20 protein-coding genes and 1 tRNA gene are annotated in these 21,425 nt (G+C 67.6%); 19 read left to right on the forward strand and 2 right to left on the reverse strand.

Translation table 11 applies throughout. From position 1 onward, the window contains the following. Positions 1-189: 189 nt before the first annotated feature. Genes mreD through rodA form a run of 3 tightly spaced genes read left to right on the forward strand, consistent with a single transcriptional unit; the run spans position 190 to position 3,843 of the window. Positions 190-696, forward strand: a complete 507-nt coding sequence (mreD, locus tag VFA08_02320; GenBank protein ID HYZ12424.1) for a rod shape-determining protein MreD — start codon at positions 190-192, stop codon at positions 694-696. Positions 697-703: 7 nt separating this feature from the next. After that, positions 704-2,707: a penicillin-binding protein 2 gene (gene mrdA, locus VFA08_02325; GenBank protein ID HYZ12425.1), complete on the forward strand. Its 2,004-nt coding sequence runs from the start codon at positions 704-706 to the stop codon at positions 2,705-2,707. Next, complete coding sequence (rodA, locus tag VFA08_02330) at positions 2,707-3,843, forward strand: rod shape-determining protein RodA (protein ID HYZ12426.1); 1,137 nt, start codon at positions 2,707-2,709, stop codon at positions 3,841-3,843. Before mrdA ends, rodA begins: the two co-directional genes overlap by 1 nt. Positions 3,844-3,854: 11 nt before the next feature. On the opposite strand, the gene VFA08_02335 is transcribed toward rodA, so the two are convergent. Then, positions 3,855-5,033 carry a response regulator gene (locus tag VFA08_02335; protein ID HYZ12427.1) on the reverse strand — a complete coding sequence of 393 codons (1,179 nt, stop codon included), beginning with the start codon at positions 5,031-5,033 and terminating at the stop codon, positions 3,855-3,857. Between the two features lie 486 nt (positions 5,034-5,519). Here VFA08_02335 and VFA08_02340 point away from each other — a divergent pair, with 486 nt between their 5' ends. From VFA08_02340 to rpmA, 3 genes are all read left to right on the forward strand, one after another. Continuing rightward, entirely contained in the window at positions 5,520-7,670 is a 2,151-nt protein-coding gene (locus VFA08_02340) for an Rne/Rng family ribonuclease (GenBank protein ID HYZ12428.1), read from the forward strand. A gap of 26 nt (positions 7,671-7,696) precedes the next feature. After that, positions 7,697-8,047 carry a 50S ribosomal protein L21 gene (gene rplU / locus VFA08_02345; GenBank protein ID HYZ12429.1) on the forward strand — a complete coding sequence of 117 codons (351 nt, stop codon included), beginning with the start codon at positions 7,697-7,699 and terminating at the stop codon, positions 8,045-8,047. A gap of 78 nt (positions 8,048-8,125) precedes the next feature. Then, positions 8,126-8,383, forward strand: coding sequence for a 50S ribosomal protein L27 (gene rpmA, locus VFA08_02350; protein ID HYZ12430.1), 258 nt, complete (start codon positions 8,126-8,128; stop codon positions 8,381-8,383). Here the strand turns inward: rpmA and VFA08_02355 are convergent. Beyond that, positions 8,380-8,808 (reverse strand): hypothetical protein, encoded by a 429-nt coding sequence (locus VFA08_02355; GenBank protein HYZ12431.1) that lies wholly within the window; start codon positions 8,806-8,808, stop codon positions 8,380-8,382. The genes rpmA and VFA08_02355 overlap by 4 nt on opposite strands. Before the next feature lie 48 nt (positions 8,809-8,856). On the opposite strand from VFA08_02355, the gene obgE reads away from it, so the two are divergent. From obgE to VFA08_02420, 13 genes are all read left to right on the forward strand, one after another. Then, positions 8,857-10,113 (forward strand): GTPase ObgE, encoded by a 1,257-nt coding sequence (obgE, locus tag VFA08_02360; protein ID HYZ12432.1) that lies wholly within the window; start codon positions 8,857-8,859, stop codon positions 10,111-10,113. Continuing rightward, positions 10,100-10,564: a maleylpyruvate isomerase N-terminal domain-containing protein gene (locus tag VFA08_02365; protein HYZ12433.1), complete on the forward strand. Its 465-nt coding sequence runs from the start codon at positions 10,100-10,102 to the stop codon at positions 10,562-10,564. The genes obgE and VFA08_02365 overlap by 14 nt, the downstream gene beginning before the upstream one ends. A gap of 45 nt (positions 10,565-10,609) precedes the next feature. Then, on the forward strand, positions 10,610-11,203 hold the full coding sequence (nadD, locus tag VFA08_02370; protein HYZ12434.1) for a nicotinate-nucleotide adenylyltransferase: 594 nt from the start codon (positions 10,610-10,612) through the stop codon (positions 11,201-11,203). 164 nt (positions 11,204-11,367) lie between these two features. Next, positions 11,368-11,760 (forward strand): ribosome silencing factor, encoded by a 393-nt coding sequence (gene rsfS, locus VFA08_02375; GenBank protein HYZ12435.1) that lies wholly within the window; start codon positions 11,368-11,370, stop codon positions 11,758-11,760. 50 nt (positions 11,761-11,810) lie between these two features. Then, positions 11,811-11,883 (forward strand) — tRNA-Ala (locus VFA08_02380). Positions 11,884-12,296: 413 nt separating this feature from the next. Further along, a complete protein-coding gene (locus tag VFA08_02385; protein ID HYZ12436.1) occupies positions 12,297-13,463 on the forward strand; it encodes a hypothetical protein in 1,167 nt (388 codons plus the stop codon). A 508-nt stretch (positions 13,464-13,971) separates the two neighbouring features. Beyond that, positions 13,972-14,313, forward strand: coding sequence for a PRC-barrel domain-containing protein (locus VFA08_02390; protein ID HYZ12437.1), 342 nt, complete (start codon positions 13,972-13,974; stop codon positions 14,311-14,313). A 607-nt stretch (positions 14,314-14,920) separates the two neighbouring features. Further along, positions 14,921-15,403, forward strand: coding sequence for a hypothetical protein (locus tag VFA08_02395; GenBank protein ID HYZ12438.1), 483 nt, complete (start codon positions 14,921-14,923; stop codon positions 15,401-15,403). A gap of 64 nt (positions 15,404-15,467) precedes the next feature. Beyond that, entirely contained in the window at positions 15,468-16,217 is a 750-nt protein-coding gene (locus VFA08_02400) for an aminoglycoside adenylyltransferase family protein (protein ID HYZ12439.1), read from the forward strand. Positions 16,218-16,289: 72 nt separating this feature from the next. Further along, complete coding sequence (locus VFA08_02405; protein ID HYZ12440.1) at positions 16,290-17,096, forward strand: hypothetical protein; 807 nt, start codon at positions 16,290-16,292, stop codon at positions 17,094-17,096. Between the two features lie 31 nt (positions 17,097-17,127). Beyond that, a complete protein-coding gene (locus tag VFA08_02410) occupies positions 17,128-18,336 on the forward strand; it encodes a saccharopine dehydrogenase C-terminal domain-containing protein (protein HYZ12441.1) in 1,209 nt (402 codons plus the stop codon). 60 nt (positions 18,337-18,396) lie between these two features. After that, a complete protein-coding gene (locus VFA08_02415) occupies positions 18,397-20,496 on the forward strand; it encodes an EAL domain-containing protein (protein HYZ12442.1) in 2,100 nt (699 codons plus the stop codon). A 35-nt stretch (positions 20,497-20,531) separates the two neighbouring features. Then, entirely contained in the window at positions 20,532-21,407 is an 876-nt protein-coding gene (locus tag VFA08_02420) for an arginase family protein (GenBank protein ID HYZ12443.1), read from the forward strand. Positions 21,408-21,425: the final 18 nt, after the last annotated feature.

Here is a 21,425-nt window from a genome sequence, read left to right on the forward strand (position 1 = left end):
GGGGTTCCGTATCCCCGGTGTCGGCCCCAGCCTGTACCCGCCGAACATCCTGATCGGGACGGTCTCGCGCGTTCTCTCCGATGAGGGCGCGTTAGAGAAGTCCATCACCGTCCGTCCGGCCGTCGACTTCTCCAGCCTGCACGTCGTGCTCGTGGTGCTGTCGAGTGGGACCGGATAGCCTGACGTCCCGTGCGCCGAGCGATCCTGCTCACCGTTGTCGTGCTCACGGCGCTCCTGTTGCAATCGACGGTGTTCCCGAACGCGACGCTGCTCGGTGCGAAGCCCGAGCTGATGTACCTGCTGGCGATCTCGTTCGGCGCGCTCGAGGGTCCGGCATCGGGGGCGATCGCCGGGTTCGTCGGCGGTATGGCCCAGGACTTCTTGTTGAACCAACCGAAGGGGATCACGGCCCTCACGCTCACCCTGCTCGGCTACGCGATCGGCATGTTGCGGCAGTTCATCGTCAGCCCGTCGCCGCTGTTGCCGGTGTTCCTGGTCGCCGGCGGGACGTTCTCGGGCATTCTGTTCTACGGGGTCGTGACGTTCCTTCTCGGCCAGATGGACACGTCGTGGCTGTACCAGCTCCGCGTGGCGGCGTTGTCCGGTCTGTACAACGCGTTGCTGACGCCGATCGCGTTCCCGATCCTTCGCCGTGCGGTGGAGGGATCGCGCTCGCAGCGCGTGTTCCGGTGGTGACGCGCAGGTGACCGAGGGGGGTCGAGCCGGTCTCCGGCTGAAGGTGCTCGCCGCGCTCGTCGTCGCCATGTTCGCCGCACTCACGACGCGCCTGTGGTTCCTTCAGGTGCTCGCCGCCGACGACTACAAGCACCTCGCGAACGAAAACGCCGTTCGTCTGGTCGAACGGCCGGCGGTACGCGGGCAGATCAAGGACGCGTCGGGGGAGGTCCTCGTCGGTAACCGCCTCTCGAGCGTCGTCACCGTGAACCGCGAGAAGGCGGGAGACGATCTCCAGACCGTCCTGTCGCGGCTGTCGCAGGTGCTCGACGTACCGGTAGCGGACCTCGAGCGGCGTCTCGAGGACCCCAACTACTTCTCGTTCTCGCCGGTCCCCGTCGCCATGGACGTGCCCAAGCGGCTCGTCTTCTACATCCGCGAGCGTCCCGGCGACTTCCGCGGTGTCGAGGTGGTGGACCTCGCGGTTCGGACGTATCCGCTGGGCGAGTCGGCCGCGCACGTCCTCGGATACCTGAGCGAGATCTTCGCGGAGGAGCTCGACAGTCCGGCCTTCGCCGACTACGAGCCGGGCGACCTCGTCGGCCGCGCGGGCGTCGAGGCCGTGTACGAGCAGGAGCTTTCGGGCGTCGACGGGATCACCAAGTACCGGGTCAACTCCTCCGGGGAGAACCTGGGCCCCATCGGCGGCGAACCTCCGGTCCGCGGGAACGACGTCGTGCTGACGCTCGACGCCGACCTGCAGGTCCTCGCCGAACGCAGCTTGATCCTCGGCATGCGCCGAGCACGTGGGATCTTCGATTCCGACTCGGGTGTCAACCTGAAGGCGAACGCGGGCGCGGCCATCGTGATGAATCCCGACACCGGCGGCATCGAGGCGATGGTCTCGATCCCGAGCTTCAACCCGAAGGTGTTCACGCGATCGCTCGTCCAGTTCGACGCCGAGTTCGACTTCGACACGCGGTTCGGCGCCGCGACGGGCTACCCGCTTCTCAACCGGGCGATCGCCGGCGAGTACCCGCCCGGCTCGGTGTACAAGCCGTGGGTCGCGCTGTCGGCGCTCCAGCGGACCAGGGAGGTCCCTCGCGAACCGATCGTGACGACGACCGACGTGTACGAGTGTCCACCCGAGTACGTGACGCCGTTCGACGAGAGCGACCCCAACGCGATTATCTACAGCTTCAACAACTGGACGTCGGCGAACCTCGGATTCATGAACCTGTCGCGAGCGCTCGCGCTGTCGTGCGACACGATCTTCTACCCGATGGGCTACGAGTATTGGCGCCTCTATTACCCCCCGCCGCCGATCGACGACATCCAGGGCAACGATGACGTACCGGCCAGACAGCCACTCCAAAGGGACCTCCGCGGCGCCGGGTTCGGGAGCGAGACGCACATCGACCTTCCGGGCGAGCTGTCCGGACGTGTCCCAACCGCCGAATGGAAACGCAACATCCACGCTGCGTATCCCGAGTCGTTCCCGGAGGGCGAGTGGTTCCCCGGTGACTTCATCCTCATGACGATCGGGCAGGGAGACACGCTCGTCACGCCGATCCAGCTCGCAGAGGCGTACTCGGCGCTGATGCACCAGGACCAGAGGGTCTGCACACCGCACGTGGTCGACCGCGTCGTCGATCCCCAAGGCAACGTCGTCCGGGAGTACCGGCGCACATGCAAGGATCGGCTGCCGTTCGACCCGGGCTACGTCGCGTACGTTCGCGCCGCCCTGACCGGAACGGTCAGGGACGGAACGGCGAGGGGTGCATTCGCCGGCTTCCCGTTCGATCGCGTCTGGGTGGCCGGCAAGACCGGGACCGCTGAGGTGGACCCCAAGCAGGACTACTCGTGGTTCGCGGCCATGACCGAGGCGCTGGGTGAACGCCATGTCGTCGTCGTCCTCGTCGAGCAAGGCGGGCACGGTTCGACGACCGCCGCGCCGATCGCTCGACGCATCATCGAAGGGATGTACGGGCTCGAGTTCAGCGATCCAACCGGCGTCGAGGTGACGGACTGATGGATCTCGTTGCGGGCAGGGCCTATCCAATCGAGCGCCGTCCGGTTCGGCACATCGACCCCGTGCTCATCATCGCGGTGATCGGGCTGGTGATCATCGGCGTTTTCGCCATCTACTCGACGACGAATGAGGCGCTCTCCGCTGTGGACCTCGATCCCGGTCGGTTCGTGAAGCGTCAAATCACCTTCGCGGTCCTCGCGGTGGTCGTCGTCATGGCCATCGCGAGCTTCGACTACCGATTCCTGCGTGTGTACGCGGGCCTGATCTACGCGACGTCCATCGTGCTTCTGATCCTGGTACGAACGCCGTTCGGAACGTCGGTGAAGGGCTCCCAGCGGTGGTTCGAGCTCCTCGGGTTCCAGCTGGCGCCGTCCGAGATCGCGAAGCTCGCCTTGATCGGGATGCTCGCCGCGTTCGTCTCGGAGATCCGTAGCGAGCTCTCCCTCCCCGACGTGTTCCGCGCGGCTGGTCTCGCCGCGCTCCCGGCTGCGCTCGTGTTCCTACAGCCGGACCTCGGAACGTCGATCGTGTTCGCGGCGATCCTCGTCGGGATCCTCGTCGTAGCGGGCGCGCGTGCTCGACATCTCGGCATCCTCGCGCTAACGGCCATCGTGCTGATCTTTGCCGGGTTCCAGGTCGGCCTCGTTCGCGAGTACCAGATCGCGCGGCTCACCGGGTTCCTCGACGCGGCGAACGATCCGGACCGAACCGACTACAACCGTCTTCAGGCTGAGGTCGCCATCGGCGCAGGCGGCGTGTTCGGCCTCGGGTACCTGCAGGGGACGCAGACGAACCTGCGATTCGTCCCCGAGCAGCACACCGACTTCATCTTCACGGCGATCGGCGAGGAGTTCGGATTCGTCGGCGCCCTGGGTTTGCTCGGTCTGTTCGGCGTGGTGCTGTGGCGCGCGTTCCGAATCGCATTCGTCGCCAAAGACGCGTTCGGCACGTATCTCGCGGCGGGCGTGGCGTCGATGCTCGCCCTGCAGATGTTCGTGAACGTCGGGATGGCGATCGGCATCATGCCGATCACCGGCATCCCGTTACCGTTCGTGTCCTACGGAGGAAGCTCGCTCCTCGTGAACGCGGCGGCGGTCGGCGTGCTGCTCAACGTGCACATGCGCCGCTTCACGTAGACGGCGCCTCGTTACTCGATCGCGTCGTCGAGCTCCAGCGGGATCGTCCACAGGAATGTCGAACCGTCTTGCCTCGAACGTTCGAGGACCACGTCGCCGTCCATCGCCCGTGCCGCGGTTCGCGCGAGCGCGAGACCCATGCCGGCTCCCTGGTGGACGCGAACGTTGAGCTCCTCGAGCTGCTCCAGCGGACCGAAGATCCGCTCCGACTCGTGATCAGAGATCCCGCCGCCATGATCGGACACGCGGACCTCGATGCACTCGCCGTTCCGAGTGACCCCGATCTCGACGGTGGACGCTTCCGGTGAGAACCGCATCGCGTTGTCGACGAGCTCGACGAGTACGCGCCCCGCCACGGTCTTGTTCAGGTGCGCTTTCGGGAGCCCTTCCTCGGCCGAGACCTGCACGCGAAGATGGCCGCTCGCAACCTCACGAGCGACGTCGGCAACGTCAACCTGTTCGGTCAGCGCGGCGTCGACGGTGAGCTCGAACCGCTCGCACAGGCGTGAGAGCGCCTCCGCCCGGGAGACGAGCCGTTCGAGGAGGTCGTTCTGCAGCTCGAGGGGGACCTTGCCGCTCGCGAGGGTCTGTCCCACGCCGAGGATCACCGTCACCGGAGTTCTGAGCTCGTGCGAGAGTCGGGCGACGAGGTCGTGCCGTCGTGCTGCGCGCTCGACGAGCGCCTCCTGGGCGGCCTCGAGTTCGCGCGCGCGGCGGCGCTCGCGATCGAGCGCCTCGGTGAGCTCCTCGATCACACGCGGCGTGACCTCGGCGCTGAGGACGGCGCCGCCCTCGGCGGCCCTCTGGACGGCGTTCAGGATCTCGTCGCCGTCGGAGTCCTTGAGGACATATCCCGATGCGCCGGCGACGAGCATCTCGCGCACGATGAGCTGGTCCTCGTGCCCCGACAGCGCCACGATGCCGACGCCGGGGAAGCGCTCTTTGAGGCGCCGGGTGGCCTCGATCCCGTCCATGAACGGCATCCGGACGTCCATCAGCACGACGTCGGGCAGGAGCTCCGGCACGAGTTCGAGCGCGCGGATGCCGTTGTCGGCTTCGCCAACTACCGACAACCCGTCGGTGTCGAGCAGCGAGAGGACCGACTCCCGAAAGCCCGTGTTGTCGTCGACGACGAGCACTCGGATCGGCCGTGGCTGCCGCTCGGCGTGAGGAAGGACGGCCGGTTTCATTAGGCCCGGGGAAGTGTGGCGTGCTTGGCCCGGTTGGTGTATCAGGCACCCGTCCGGTTCTGACGGCCGCGGACCCCACAGCCTGTAGCCGGGAAGAGCTAGTGCCGCGGGTTTCCTAGGGCCTTTGTCGACGGATCGCCGCAGCCTCCCCGGTCCTTCGGCACCCCCTTGCTATCCTGTGAGCAGGTTTCCCGCCGAGCGCGCGGCCATCCGGGCCGCGAGAACGCCCGGCGAGGTTCGAGGAGGCGAGGCCCGGCGACGCCGGCGCCCGGTGACCCGGAGCGCGGCGGCCGGACGGCCCGCAGAGGACAGGGGTTTTCGCGTGCGCGACAGAGCGCCGCAGGGGCGAGGCGGCCGGACGGTCGCCGAACCCCGGCGCATACAAGGAATCGGTAGCACGTTGTGCCGTCGCACCTCCCCATCCCCCCGCGGGTCGACTCCTGCACAAACGCCGCCCGTCTCCTCCATTGCGCGAAGGGAGATGGCATGACCGATGCACCAACCCCGGAACAGATCGGGGTGCGTGAGGAGGACCAGGACACCTCGTCGTCCGCGGCGTCGAAGGACGGGACGTCCGACAGCGCTGAAACGACGACGCCGCCGCGTCGACGACGCTCACGAGGTGGACGGGGGCGCAGCAGCAGTAGCCGTTCGCGAGCAGCTGCCGGGAACGAGGCTACCGAGACGACTGCGGAGCCGGCAACGGTCGAGGAGCGCGGTGGAGACGAAGTGCCGGAGATCGATCTCGACGCGCAGCCCGGCGAGACCGAGCGCGTCGACGCGACGATCGAGATTTCGGCCGACGGCCAAGTGACTTCAGAGGGCGTTCGACGGAGGCGCCGCCGAGGCGGGCGTGGACGGCGCGGCCGGGGCCGGGCGGTCGCCCAAGCGGACTCGGATGCCGCCGACGGCACCGAACCCGTCGATGTGGTGGCCAACGAGGCGGAAGGCGCCGATCTCGAGGTCGAGACCGTCGGAGTCGCAGAGGAGTCGCCGGCCGGGGCAGCGGCACCGCGCCGCCGTCGGCGTCGCGGTGGCCGAGGACGCCGTCGAAGCTCGCAGGCAGCGGCCCTCACCGGCTCCGAGGGGTCGGCTGACGACGGCGATGACGTCCCTCGGGTCGCCACCGACGAGACCGGAGACGAAGCGACCACGCGGACGAGCACGCCGAGGACGCGCCGCACTCGGGCGACCGCGACGACATCGCGAACGCGCTCGCGCGGGCCGAGGACCGCCGCCGCCGAGGCGGAGCGCGAGGACACCGCGCGTAGGGTCACCCAAACGAAGGAGGACGCATCGTCGGATGGCAGGGTCTCCACTCGCCTCAGCCGCCAGCGTCAGAGCCGTCAGGTTCGCCGTCGCCGAGACGTCCCGCCCACGATCAAGCCCGTCACCGACAAGGTCATGGTGGTCACCGAGCACGGCGATCGCGACCAGATCGCGGTGCTCGAGGGACCCGACTTGGTCCAGCATTACGTCACGCGCGCCGGAACGCGTTCGATGGTCGGGAACGTGTACCTCGGCCGCGTGCAGAACGTGCTGCCCGGCATGGAGGCAGCCTTCGTCGACGTCGGTCGCGGTCGCAACGCCGTTCTGTACGCCGGCGAGGTGAACTGGTCGCCCGAGGATCTCGACGGCGCTCCGCGCCGGATCGAGCACGCGCTGAAGAGCGGGCAGTCGATCATGGTCCAGGTCACCAAGGACCCCATCGGTGGGAAGGGCGCGCGACTCACCGCGCAGATCTCGCTCCCCGGTCGCTACCTGGTCCTCGCGCCGAACTCGGACGTCACCGGCGTAAGCCGTCGCCTCGGCGTCACGGAACGGAACCGCCTCAAGGCCATCTACCGGCGCATCAAGCCGGATCAGCACGGCCTGATCGTGCGGACCGCCGCCGCCAGCGCGACCGAGGAAGCGCTCACGGCTGATCTCGAACGCCTGTTGAACGAATGGGCGTCGATCGAGAAAGCGGCGAAACGAGCGAAGGCGCCCGCGGTTCTGTACGAGGAGCCCGAGCTGACGCTCCGCGTGGTGCGCGACCTGTTCACCGATGAGGAGTACCGAGAGCTTGCGACGGACTCGAAGCGCCTGTACGAGCAGATCGTCGGTTACCTGGCAGGGATCGCGCCGGACCTGTTGCCGAAGGTGCGGCTCCACCAGGGCTCGCTACCCGTGTTCGAGGAGTACCGAATCGTCGAGCAGATCCTGAAGGGGCTCGACCGCAAGGTGTGGCTGCCTTCGGGCGGCTACATCGTCATCGACCGAACCGAGGCGCTCACCGTGATCGACGTGAATACCGGAAAGTCGGTGGGCAAGACGAATCTCGAGGAGACGGTCGTCAACACGAACGTCGAAGCCGCGCGGGAGATCGCCCGGCAACTCCGGTTGCGCGACATCGGCGGGATGATCGTCATCGACTTCATCGACATGCTCCTCGAGCAGAACAAGAAGAAGGTCATCGGCGCGATGAAGGAGGCGCTCGCGCAGGACAAGTCGCGAAGCCAGGTTTTCGACATCAGCCCGCTCGGCCTGCTCGAGGTGACGCGGAAGCGCGTGTCTGGTGGACTTCTCGAGTCGTTCTCCGAGACCTGCCCCACGTGCGAGGGGCGCGGTCTGATCCTGAAGTACGACGTCGATTGATCATCCACCGAGGAGGCGAACGCTAGATGTACGCGGTCATCAGGACCGGCGGCAAGCAGCAGAAGGTCAAGCCGGGCGACGTCATCGAGGTCGAGCTCCTGCACGCCGACGGAGACACCGTCACGTTCCAACCGCTGCTCGTCGTCGACGACGACGGAACGACCCACGTCGGCAAGGACGTCCAGAAGGCCGTCGTTACGGCGAAGCTGCTCGGCGAGCAAAAGGGCGACAAGGTCAACGTCTTCAAGTACAAGAGCAAGTCGGGGTATTCGCGTCGGCAGGGTCACCGTCAGCTGATGACGCTGCTCGAGATCTCCGAGGTCAAGCTGCCGGCGAAGCGCGGCACGTCGAAGTCCACGGAGAAGTCCGAGGACTGACTAGCACCAAGGTCGGACGACGAACCGACTGTCGGTACGCTTCCTAGTCTCTGACCCTTTGGTACCCTCGAACGCGTCATGGCGCACAAGAAGGGCGGCGGCTCCTCACGCAACGGACGCGATTCCGAGTCCAAGCGGCTCGGCGTCAAGTCGTACGGCGGTCAGCAGGTGACGGCCGGCGCGATCATCGTGCGCCAGAGGGGCACCAAGATCCATGCCGGCGACGGCGTGGGCAGGGGCGGCGACGACACGCTGTTCGCGACTCGGCCCGGCGTCGTGCGATACCACGAATCCCGCGGCCGCCGGTACGCCTCGATCGACCAGGCGAAGGCCTAGGCGGTCTTCGCGGCGTCGACCGCCGCGCGGACACGCCCTTCCCATTCCCGCAGCAGCTCGCGAAGGTCTCGGTTGGCCATCCCCAGATAGGTCACGTTCCGCCGACGAACGCGTCGTTTGGTCGGACGCCCGAATCCGCCGAGCGACGGTCGGAGCGGCTCTTCCGGAGGCTGCAGTGGGGGCGGCTGCACGAAGTAGAACGCGACTCGTTCGTCGCCGCCTCCGAGCTCGACGAGGAGGACCGGCGACCCGCGGAGCCGTCGCGTTCGCGTCACCTCGGAAAGAGACCAGCGTTTCACGCCGAGCGGATCGTCCGTGGGCGTGAACTCGAGCGCGCCTTCGCCGATCGTCAGCGAACCCTTGACACCCTCCATCGACGCGCCGCGACCCAGCGGGACGATCCAAACGGTGACTGAGGGGGTCATCGCGCCCATGATGCCGCCGGCCCATCCGTTTCGGCCACAATCGCGTGTATGGCCTTCGTCGACGAGGTGACCGTGTTCGCTCGCGGCGGACGAGGCGGTGATGGGTCCGCGGCGATGCTGAGCGAGCCGTTCAAGCCACGCGGGGGTCCCGACGGTGGCGACGGCGGCAACGGCGGCAATGTCGTGTTCCAGGTGTCGACCGGTATTCGCGACCTGTCGTCGCTCGCCGACCACCCGCACCAGCGCGCCGAAAGCGGCAAGTCGGGAGGACGGCGCCGGCGAACCGGCGCCGTCGGGGAGGATCTCGTCGTGCTCGTTCCGGACGGCACGCGGGTCGAGGACGAGGAAGGTCTGCTCGCCGACCTGGTCGGGGAGGGCGCACGCGCGGTGGTCGCGCGGGGCGGCCGAGGAGGCCGAGGCAACGCTTCGCTCGTCTCGGCGAAGAACCGGGTGCCGCGCACGTCCGAAGCGGGGGAGCCCGGCGAGGAGAGGCGCCTTCGCGTCGAGTTGCGCATCGTGGCCGACCTCGGACTGGTCGGCCTCCCGAACGCAGGCAAGTCGACGCTGCTCGCGTCGCTCACCGCGGCCCGCCCGAAGATCGCTGCGTACCCGTTCACCACCCTGGCGCCGAACCTCGGCGTCGCCGAAGATGACGACGCACGTTTCGTCGTCGCGGACGTGCCCGGTCTCATCGAGGGCGCCAGCGCGGGACGCGGGCTCGGCCACCGGTTCCTTCGCCACGTCACGCGATGCCGCGCGCTCGTCTACGTGGTCGACCTCTCATCGGACGACCCGGCCGCGGACCTGTCGACCCTGCGGGCGGAGCTCGACGAGTACGACACTTCGCTCTCGCGTCGGCCATCAGTAGTGGTCGGGACCAAGCGTGACCTCGCCCCAGACGTCGACGTGAACGGAGCGCTCGGTCACGGAGCCATCGCGGTTTCCGCCGTCACCGGCGAGGGGATGGACGACCTCCGGGATCTTCTGTCGCGGCTCTCCGCCGAGGCGGAGGCCGCCGAGGAGCAACGTCGCCCGTACGTGGTCCTAAGGCCGGCACGGCCGCGGTTCGTGGTAACGAGAGAAGGTGACCGGTTCCGGGTCGTCGGCCGCGGGGTCGAACGCTGGGTGGCGGAGACGGACATGGACGACCCGGCGAAGGTCGTGCGCCTACAACGACGGCTCGTGCGCGAAGGCGTGGAGCGGCAGCTCGTCGCTGCGGGCGCCCGCCGCGGCGACGAGGTCGTGATCGGGAGCGTGGCGTTCGAGTTCCTTCCGGACGAGGAGATCGCCGATGGGACGACGTGAAGACCTGCTTCGGCAAGAGGCGGGGGCGTGGGGCAGGATCGATGGTGTCGTCGAGTCCGTGTCGGCGGCCGAGCTGGTTCGACCCGGCTACACGGTCGAGGGGTGGTCGGCGAAGGACATGATGGCCCACATCGCGGCGTGGTCGAACGTCGCCGCGGGCGTCCTTCGCGAGATCTCGGCGGGAAAGAGGAGCGGTCATCACGCCTGGGACGAGCCTGGTGGCGTCGACCGACTCAACGCCGAGTGGTTCGAGCGCGACCGGGAACTCGACGTCGACACGGTTCGGTCGGAATGGCACGCCTCGCGCACGCGAATGCTCGAGGCCTTCGGCGCGCTTGACGAGATCACTCCGGACGCCGGCGAGTGGTTCGAGGAGAGTGGGCCGTCGCACTACGCCGAGCACATGCCCGACCTCGAACGATGGGTCATGCGGATGCGCAGCGAACGGTGATGTGCCTCGACGGCGCGCGCCGGAACGGGCCGTAGGATTGCCTGAATGGGACGGCGCCTCGGAGTGATGGGTGGAACCTTCGACCCCATCCACTACGGCCACCTCACCACCGCGGAGGAGGCGCTCGGACAGTTCTCCCTCGATGAGGTGGTGTTCGTCCCGACGGGTACGCCGTGGATGAAGGAGGAGCGCGACGTCTCGCCGGCGGAGCATCGATACCTGATGACGGTGATCGCGACGGCGAGCAATCCGCGGTTCCGAGTGTCGCGCATCGAGATCGATCGGGAGGGACCCACCTACACGGTGGAGACGCTTCGCGCGCTCGCGGCCGACAACCCGGACGCGGAGCTCTACTTCATCACCGGCGCGGACGCGATGCTCGAGATCTTCGAATGGAAGGACACCGACGAGGTCCTCTCGCTCGCGCACTTCATCGCGGCGACGCGACCCGGGTACGACCTCGCTCGGTTCGAGGCGCTGACGCCGACGCGGCATCCGAACGTAAGCCTGATGAACATCCCGGCCCTGGCGATCAGCTCGACGGACCTTCGAGAACGCGTTCACGGTGGTCGCCCCATCCGCTACCTCGTCCCCGAGGGCGTGAAGAGCTACATCGAGAAGGCAGCGTTGTACTTATGACAGGGGGCTCGGTCGTGAGAGGTCAACCGAGACACATCGAGCTCGGCGAGCGTGTGCGAGACTTGCCCGGCATGAAACCTGAACGTGTCGATGTCATCAGGCCTCGCGTCCGGCTCGTGATCGCAGGGAAGGACTTCACAGGTTGAACGACCCCGAAGGACGGCGTGCCGGGTAGACCGCCGGACGCTGAGGAAAGCCGAGAGGCCGCGGTCGCGGCGGCGCGCGCGGCGGCCGCGAAGCAGGCCGAGCACATCACGATCCTCGACGTGCACGGGCTGATCGTGATCACGGACTACTTCGTGATCTGCTCCGGCACGACGGAGCGACAGGTCCGAACGATCGTCGAGGAGATCGAGAAAGCCCTCCGCGACCTCGGCCGCAAACCCGCGCGACGCGAGGGGGAGACCGAGAGACGGTGGGTGCTCCTCGACTACGTCGACCTCGTGGTCCACGTGTTCACCGAGCAGGAGCGTGAGTACTACGACCTGGAGCGCCTTTGGGGCGACGCGCCGCGTTCGGCCTGGGAGGACGAGGGGATCGCGAGCTCATCCGGCTAGGGTCGACGGGCGGGAACGCCGAAAACGTTCGCTACACTGACCGTTCGTACGGGCCCATAGCTCAGCTGGTAGAGCGCATGGCTGGCAGCCATGAGGTCAGGGGTTCGAATCCCCTTGGGTCCACTTCCGCAGCTCAGATGTTTGCCCCAGAAGAAGGAGCCTCAAAAGGAGTTCGCTCACACTGAAGATTGCAAGATCAACTGGCTTCACGGCCTGATGTTCGAGCGGGACGAGAACGGGTAGCGTCAGGCTTCGCCGCGCGCCACGTCTTCGCCCAGGCCGTGACCTCGTGCCGTTCCCACAACAATCCTGATGATCTGACGCGACCGGAGCTGGGAAGCGTCGCTCGCCTTTGCCTCGTTCCGGCGTCTGGATAGGGGGGACGCGACGGATGGCCCGAACGGGTCAGTTCTTCCGGATGGTCGCGACGGGGGCTGTAGAACCATCGCGCGACATGACTGCTGATGCGGCGGGATGCTACTGAAGTGCCTTCCATAGAGGGATGAGCATTCGCCGTTCATCAGGAGCCTGCGGCCATGTCGATCGTCGAACGCTCCGCCCCATCGTTCGCGCAGCCCGGTGCAGCGGAGAACGATCGGCTCCGCGTGATCACTGCGGGCCGTGTCGGCAACATGGAGGCGCGTCTCGGCACTAGTGGCTTCGACGTCGTCGCGATTGCCGACACCGAAGAAGAACTGATCGTCGCCCTGTCGGCGGACGACCCGGACGCGATCGTCGTCGAGGCCAACCTATGCGAGACCCTCGAGCACGTCCGCGAGCTGGCACCCGACGCCGTCGTCATCGCCGTGGGCGACCACACGCCAGCTGGCGCACTCGGCCGCATCGATCGAGGCGTATCGGGGACCGTGATGGCGGGACTCCTGCATGCCCTCGTCGCCGAGGGCGTCGGTGGGGCCGTGGTCTGGGGATTTCTCCCCGCGAGCCCGACGACGGGGCCGGTCAGCGCTCCTGAGCATGTCAGTGCCTCGCTCCTGTCCGCGAAGATCGTGGCCACCGGGACGCACATCGCGCACGCCGTCCAGGAACACACCGGGTTGATTGCGACGGCGGGTGCTGTCGTTGCGACGGCGTCGGTAAGCGTGGTGCTCACGTTGGGTGCTCCCCGGGTCCACCAGGACCCGAAACCGGCGCGCGTTCCCGAACGGGCTGTCGAGGTGGTAACCCATGATTCGACGGGCGCGACGACCGAACCGACACGAGCGCCCGTCGCTAAGGCCTCTACTGCCGAGCCTGGTGACCATCGAGCCACGCAATCGGCCGCCTACATGTCGCCCAGAGACGACGGTCTCGATGCCCCGCCGCAGAAGCTTGGGAAACCGCTGGATGAGACGCCACCGCCCGACGAGACGCCACAGCCGGACACGAACCCCCCGTCGCAGGAGGTAGCGCCGCCCGTTGACACGACTCCTCCACCGGCAAACGACGCGACGCATCCGCCCGGCATCGCAAAGGGGTGGAACGAGCAGCGTCCTCCGAAGAACGACGACGACGGGAACCATACGGGGTGGAGCAACAACTCCGTCCCCGACGGGCTCCCGCCGGCGGGCGCGGGGCTCGGGCCCGAGGCCGCCACCGACGACGTGGTGCGGCCCGACGCCGGCGAAGACGCGGCGGCGTCCGGCAGCCGGCGAGACGCGTCTGCTACCGAGAGCTCAGACGCGACCGCGACCGCTGACGTGTAGTCCACCGAGGGTCTCGGCTCTCGCACCGAGCCGCTGCTGCAAGACGCAGCCCTCGAATTCCGGCGACATGCCCGCGCCAATCGTCGGGGCCGCCGGATTCGCTCGTCGACCGCCACCGGGTTCTCGAGAGGAATCGTGCGGTCACTGCCTAGATCCGGGCGGACGCGCGAGCGTGCGCAGATGGAAACGTTGTCCGCGGATTCCGAGGGATAGTCAACGTAGGCACGGAAATCTGCGCGTTGACTGCTGGATCTGTTGCTGCGGCGTCAGCCTTGATCAAGAATGACTTGCGACGCAGGACGACCGGTCTACTGATCAAGTCTGACCCCTCCGCGTGGCCGAGATCGCCTAGCTTCGAGTTGAGCCACCAATGCGCTGGTGCGACCTGCGCAAATGCGACGGCGCCTTGGAGCTGCTGCGCCGCAACGAGCCGTAAGCGCGACGGGAACGAATCCTTTTGTGGACGCGTGGGTATGTGACGGCCGCGGAACAGGAGGAGGTGTCGCTGATGCCGCATACGGATCTGTGGACGTACCCCGCGGACGTGCAAGCAACGAGGAAGGCGCTTGTCGGCTGTGACGTTCAGGCGCGAGATGGCTCGATCGGGAAGGTCGATGAGGCTACCGAGGAGACCGGCCGCGCTCACCTTGTCGTAGATACCGGTCCGTGGATTCTCGGCCGGAAGGTCGTCATCCCGGCCGGGACGATTGAGCGGATCGACATCGATGATCAGGCGATCTTCGTCAGCCTGTCGAAGGAGCAGATCAAGAACTCTCCTGAGTTCGATCCCACGCGGTTCGACGACGATTACCGGACGCGGCTCGGAACGTATTACGAACCGTACGTCTGATAAGCAAGGAGCTGGCATCAACCCGGAACGGAGGCGGGGAACCGCCTCCGTTCCGGCCAAACCGACGCCGAACATGCGCGGCGGACCGGGATGGTGGAAGCGAATGGGGGAGGTCCTCCCTCAGAGACATGACCTCTGGTGGACGCTGCGCGAGGAGGACACCACTGCCGCTCTCGCCCAGCAGATCCTTCTGGCCATTGAGGAGCACTGATTGCCGGCCATGCGAGCGCAGATGCACTAGCTACCGATCGGGAAGAGCGGTGAGCTCGACCTGGATGGCTAGACGAACTCTCGGTCCAAGGTCTCGCTGAGACTGCGGAGGGCTTCCCGCGCCGCTTCGCACTGGTCCTTGATTTCCTTGGTTCGCCGCTCTATCTGCTCGACCGTCTCCCACTCTTCATCCACGATGCGCCGTCGCGCTGCGGAGCGCGTGACGAACGCGGGAAGGCTAGGGGCGTAGGTGGGAACGGCAGGATCGCCATCAGCCACGCATCGACCTTAGCCCTCGTGCGCGGGCCGTGAAAGTCGGTCAGACGGGCTAGGAAGTGCCAAGAACCGCGATATGGCGCTAACTGGGTTGGTGGCGCATCGCCGCTAGGGTTCGGGCGTGGATGGCTCGTCGCTCGAAGCGATCGTCCTCTATCTGGACGAAGAGGGGATCCAGCACGTGTCTCCGCTCGGCAGCCAAACGTTGCGGGCATCATGGGATCCGAACCTCGACCCGCACGAAGCCATCGTCGATGCCGTCGCGAGCCTCGGTCTGATACCGATCATGGTCCACTCGACGTCGTGGAGGGTCGTGGACCGATCGATCCTCCTCACGTTCCTCGTCATCGTCGAGCCGCCCGGGCACGTCCCGACCACGCACGAGGTCGAGCTCGTGGCGCGAGTGGAGCTGGCACGGGGACGCGCGACCGGTCCTCCGCCAGAGGTGCACCTGACTCAGGTCGTCGAGCACGGCCTTCGGCATCTCGCATGGCTCGTGCGGGAGGACGTCGCCATCCACGAAGCGCTCACCGGATGGCCTCGAGCGCTGAGCGAGTACGACCCCGAACCGTTCCGCGCCTTCGGTCGCGAACCGGGCTCCTGAATCGAGGAGGACCACGACCCCATCAGATCTGCCGGACCGCCTCACCGCGACCGATCGTGGTCAGATCGAGGAGGTCGTTGCCGTCCTTCGCGACGCGCTAGGCGACGCTTTGGTCGGCGCGTACCTGCACGGGTCGGCGGTCCTCGGCGGCCTCCGGGCAGACAGCGACCTCGACGTGCTGGCCGTCTCGGCGCGAGAAACGACCGATGATGAGAAGCGGAAGATCGCCTCCGGTCTGCTCGCGGTATCCGGGGATCGTTCGCGGGGTGATGGGCAGCGTCCGATCGAGCTCACGATCGTGGCGGCGTCGGAGGTACGACCGTGGCGGTATCCGCCGCGACGAGACTTCCAGTACGGGGAGTGGCTGCGGGAGCGGTTCGAGCGCGGTGATCCCGACCTCTTCCGGCCGACGATCGATCCGGACGTTGCAATCCTCGTCACCATGGTCCGACTCGGCGACGTGACCATGACCGGCTCGGCCGCGGGCACGACGTTCGACGAGGTGCCTCCGCGCGATCTAGCCGCGGCGCTCGTTGCAGACATCCCCGGTCTGATCGACGACATCGACTGGGACACGCGCAACGTCGTCCTGACCCTCGCGCGGATGTGGAACACCGTCGTGACGGGACGGATCCGGTCCAAGGACGCGGCCGCCGAATGGGCACTCGAGCGGTTAGCTCGGGAACATCGTCCCGTGCTGGCGCGGGCGCGCGAGGGATACCTACGAGGGAACGAGTCGTGGGAGGACCTGCGGGCACAGGTCCTGCCGTTCGCACACGCCGTCGTCGCGGAGATCGAGGCCGGTCGCCGCTGATCTCGCCGGTCCGGCATGAGGGCCCCGTCTGTCGGAAGATGTTGTGCAGACTCGCGGGGACGGAGGACCAGCGTGGCTGACGAGCTCGACCAGCAGATCGACTCGCTGTTCGGGATGCCGCCCGACCGGTTCATCCCCGAACGCGACGCGCTTGCGAAGCGGCTGCGAGCGACCGGAGACCGCGAGGCCGCGGATCGTGTGAAGGGGCTGCGCAAGCCGACCGTGCCCGCGTGGGCACTGAACCAGCTCGCGCGCCAGGACCCCCGCGGCGTGTCGGACGTCGTCGAGCTCGGGGCTCGCCTTCGCGATGCTCAACGCCGGGCGATCTCCGGCGGTGACGCCGGACCGCTGCGTGAGGCGAGCGAAGCTCGGCGGGCGCTCGTCGCGCGACTCGCGCATGTCGCCGCGGAGATCCTCCAGGGCACCGGCACCGCTTCGGGACCGCACGAGGAAGAGATCACGTCGACGCTCGAGGCCGCTGCCGCGGACGAGGAGGCCGCCGAGCGGCTCCGGGCCGGACGGCTCGAGCGCCCCCTCCGTCCGCCGTCGAGTTTCGGCGAGGGCGGGCTCCGTGTGCTCGAGGGAGGAGGGCGATCGAAAGCCGCGGAGGCGACGGCAGAGCGTGAGCGCGCGGGTGCGAAGGCCCACGAGCGTGCGGAGGAGGCGCGCACGGTTGAACGCGAGCTCCGAGCCGCACAGTCGATGGCGCGACGCACTGGTGAATCGGTCGAGCGCACGCGAACGCGGTACGACGATCTCGACCGACGCCGGACCGAGGCGCGAGAGGCGCTCCGCGACGCCGAAGCCGCACACCGAGGAGCGGAGCTCGAGCGGAAACGTCTGGAGCGGCGGCTCGAGAAGCTGAAACCGAGCGAGTAGAGCGGAACCCTCCCGCTAGACTCCGCGGCTCATGCGCATCCTCGTCGTGGGAGCCGGAGGCGTCGGAAGCGCGGTGGCGCCGATCGCCTCCCGCCGCGACTTCTACGAGACGATCGTCTTCGCCGACTACGAGGAAGCGAAGGCGCGTCGCGTCGTCGAGCGGTACGACGACGAACGGTTCGTCGCCGCCCGCGTCGATGCATCCGATGCCGCGTCGGTCGCCGCTGTCGCAGAGGAACATCGCTGCGACGCGATCCTCAACGCCGTCGACCCTCGGTTCGTCATGCCGGTTTTCCGGGCGGCGTTCGACGTCGGCGCGACGTACATGGACATGGCGATGTCGCTCTCGGAGCCACATCCGGAGCGTCCCTACGAGGTCGTGGGGAAGAAGCTCGGCGACGATCAGTTCGCCGAGGCCGACCGGTGGGAGGAGCGTGGACTACTCGCGCTGGTCGGCTGCGGCGTGGAGCCCGGCATGTCGGACGTCTTCGCGCGGTACGCCGCCGACGAGCTCTTCGACGGCATCGATCAGATCGGCGTGCGCGACGGCGCGAACATCGTGATCGAGGCGTACGAGTTCGCCCCGACGTTCTCGATCTGGACGGCGATCGAGGAGTGCTTGAACCCGCCGCTGATCTGGGAACGCGAGCGCAGCTGGTTCACGACAGCGCCGTTCAGCGAGCCCGAGATCTTCATATTCCCCGACGGGATCGGGCCGCTCGAGTGCGTGAACGTGGAGCACGAGGAGGTCGTTCTCGTTCCGCGGAGGATCGACTGCGAGCGCGTGACGTTCAAGTACGGGCTCGGCGCCGAGTTCATCGAGGTGCTGCAGACGTTGCACAAGCTCGGCCTGGACCGCACCGAGCGTGTCCCCGTCGGAGGCGCGGAGGTCTCTCCGCGCGACGTCGTCGCGGCCGTGCTGCCGGATCCGGCAACGCTCGGGGACAGGATGCGGGGGAAGACCTGCGCGGGAACCTGGGTGACCGGCACGGGGACCGGCGGTCGGCGCCGAGAGGTCTACCTGTACCACGTCGTCGACAACGACGAGGCGTGGGGGCGCGACGGCGCCCAGGCGGTGGTGTGGCAGACGGCGATCAATCCGGTGATCGCGTTCGAACTGCTGTCCACCGGGGCCTGGAGCGGGGCGGGCGTGCTCGGCCCGGAGGCGTTCGAGCCGACCCCGTTCCTCGACCTGCTCAACGACCACGGGTCCCCGTGGGGCCTCGAGGAACGCGGCTAAGGTCCGACCTCAGCCGGTTCGATGCTCTCCCAGAGGCCTGCCTATCGGAGAAAGAGAGCGATGTCGATCGACGTCGGCCGCGGCCACCCGACTGCCGGCCCGGGACGTGAGCCACTCGAGATCGACGCCCGGCGCTTGCTGGACGCGACGCCGGAGTGCCTGGTGGTCGCGGCGATCGACGGGCGCGTGGTCTATGCAAACGAGCGGGTCCGCGGCCTCTCCGGGTTCGGTCCCAACGAGCTGATCGACCACCCGGTCGACGAGCTCGTCGTCGCCGAGGTCAACCTGTCGGATGCCATCGGTTCGATCGTCCAGGGCTCGTGCAGACGCAAGGAAGGCACGGAGATCCCCCTCGAGATCCACGTCGGCGAGGTCGTAGGCCCGGAGCGCCGGTATCTCGTCGTGACGTTGCGCGACACGAGTGCCGTTCACGCCCTGGAGACCTCGCGGTTCGAGACCGCCGCCAAGTACGAGGCGCTCGTCGAGGGCATCCCCGCGATCACGTACATCGACCCGGTCGACGAGAACGAGTTCTCGATCTACGTCAGCCCGCAGGTGCGCGACATGCTCGGGATCACGCAGGAGCAGTGGCTTTCCGACCATTACGCGTGGCGCAAGCACGTCCATCCGGACGACGTCGATAAGGCGTGGGCGGACTACGTCGAGGCCTACACGAACCGCGAGTCGCTCACGCACGAGTACCGCATGGTCCACGAGGACGGCCACGTCATCTGGGTCAGCGATCAGGCGTTCATCGTCCGGAACGAGGACGGCGAACCGTGGCTGATCCAGGGAGTGATCTTCGACATCACCGAACGCAAGAACGCCGAGGAGCAGGTGGCATTCCTCGCGTATCACGACAAGCTGACGGGCCTTCCGAACCGCGTGTTGTTCGAGGAGATGCTCGAGGCGTCACTCGCCCGCGCTCGCCGGCACGAGCTCGCCGTCGGCGTGTTGTACCTCGACCTCGACAACTTCAAGCTCGTGAACGACTCGTTGGGACACCACGCGGGCGACGCGCTCCTCCGGCAGCTCGCCGAACGACTGCGGGGGTGCACCCGTGAGACCGACCTCGTCGCTCGGCAGGGCGGCGACGAGTTCCTGTTGCTGCTCGCGGACCTCGAGCGCGGGCCATCGGCGACGACCGAGATCGACGCCGAGGTGGTCGCCGCGGAATCGGTGGCGGTCCGCGTGCGCGAGGCGTTGCAGCGGCCGTTCGACCTCGACGGAACGTTGTTCTACGCGACGGGGAGCGTCGGGATCAGCCTGTTCCCGCGCGACGGCACCGACCCCACGACGCTGATGATGAACGCCGACGCGGCCATGTACCAGGCGAAGCGGACCGGACCGGGCTCGTACGTGGTGTTCACGAGCGGCGACGAGGATCGCGTCGGCAAGCTCTCGTTCACGACTCGGCTCAGACGCGCCGTCGAGCACGAGGACTGGGTGCTTCACTACCAACCGGTCGTCGACCTCTCGTCCCGGAAGGTCACCGGCGCCGAGGCGCTCGTTCGCTGGCACGAGCCCAACGGCGGGCTCGTTCCGCCGGGTCAGTTCATCCCCCTCGCCGAGGAGCTCGGACTGATCGAGGCCATCGGCGACTGGGTCATGGGCGATCTCGTCCGCCAACAAGCCGAGTGGCAGTCGCGGGGGATCGAGCTCACGGTGGGGTTCAACCTGTCGCCGCGCGAGCTGTGGTCGACTCGCCTCCCCGAGCGCATCCTCGGAAAGCTCAAGAGGGGCGGCGTCGATCCCACGACCGTCGTCGTGGAGATCACGGAGTCGACGGCCATGGCGGATCCCGATCGCACGCAGCGAATCCTGTCCGAGATGCACGCGTGGGGACTGAAGCTGGCGATCGACGACTTCGGGACCGGCTACTCGTCGCTGTCGCGGCTGAAGCACCTGCCGGTCGACATCCTGAAGATCGACCGCTCGTTCGTCTCCCGCGTCGACGAGGACTTGGACAACGCGAACATGGTCCGCGCGATGATCGACCTCGCGCAGAACCTCGGCATGATCCCGCTGGCCGAGGGGATCGAGACCCAGAGTGAAGTCGAGTTCCTCGTCGAGAACGGGTGTCCGTTCGGACAGGGCTTTTCCCTGGGGCGCCCGATGCCGGCGTCCGAGATCCCCGCGTTCATCGCTACCACCCGATAGCCCTGCTCGACCGGCAGGCTCGATAGCATCCGCGCGTGCCACGCGCGTTCGACTTGTGGGGAGCCCCGTTCGACGGCGGCGCGACGCTCGGGTGGCCCGGAGCGCGGTACGCGCCCCCACGGATCCGCGAATCGCTCGAGTGGATGTGGATGCGCGCGCAGGACGGCCGCATCTACGACGTGGACGCCGAGCGTTTCGTCGACGTGCCGGACGAGCTCGTCGTCGATCGGGGTGACGTCGCCGTGGTCCCGCACGATCTGATCGCGACGATCGATGCGTGTTCCGACGCCGTCGCGTCGAGCGTTCGAGCCGGGCGAGTGCCGATCGTCATCGGCGGCGAGGACTCTCTCTTCTATCCCGTCGTGCGCGGCGTGCACGACGTCGTCGAGGGCTCGGTCGCCGTGATCCATTTCGACGCGCACTTCGACCTGATGGACGAGAGCGTCCGGCAGGGACGGTTCAGCCACTCGAGCGGGATGCGCCGGAGCCTCGAGCTCGACCGCGTCGACCCGGCCGCTTCGATCCAGGTCGGCGTACGGCACTTCAACTACCCGCGGTCACGCGAGTTCGCCGTGGCCGAGGGGCTCGAGCAGATGACGGCCCGACGGTTCCACGAGCTCGGCGCCGCGGCCGTCGCGGCTCACATCCAGGAACGCGTCCGGGCGGCCGATCACGTCGTGTGGTCGTTCGACATCGACACGGTCGATCCCGCGCACGCTCCCGGTGCCGGCGCGCACGAACCCGGTGGTCTCACCACCGCCCAGGCGATCGAGTCCGTTCGACTGCTCGCGCCGCGCTGCGATGCGTTCGCGGTTACCGAGGTGAACCCGATGAAGGACCTCGGCGACATGACCAGCACGCTGGCCGCGTACCTCGTGTTCCACTTCGTCATCGCCGCCGCAGCGTCCTGACCTGCACGGAACCCGCGT

This window comes from Actinomycetota bacterium (assembly GCA_035640355.1).
Taxonomy (GTDB): Bacteria; Actinomycetota; UBA4738; order UBA4738; family HRBIN12; genus CALGFI01.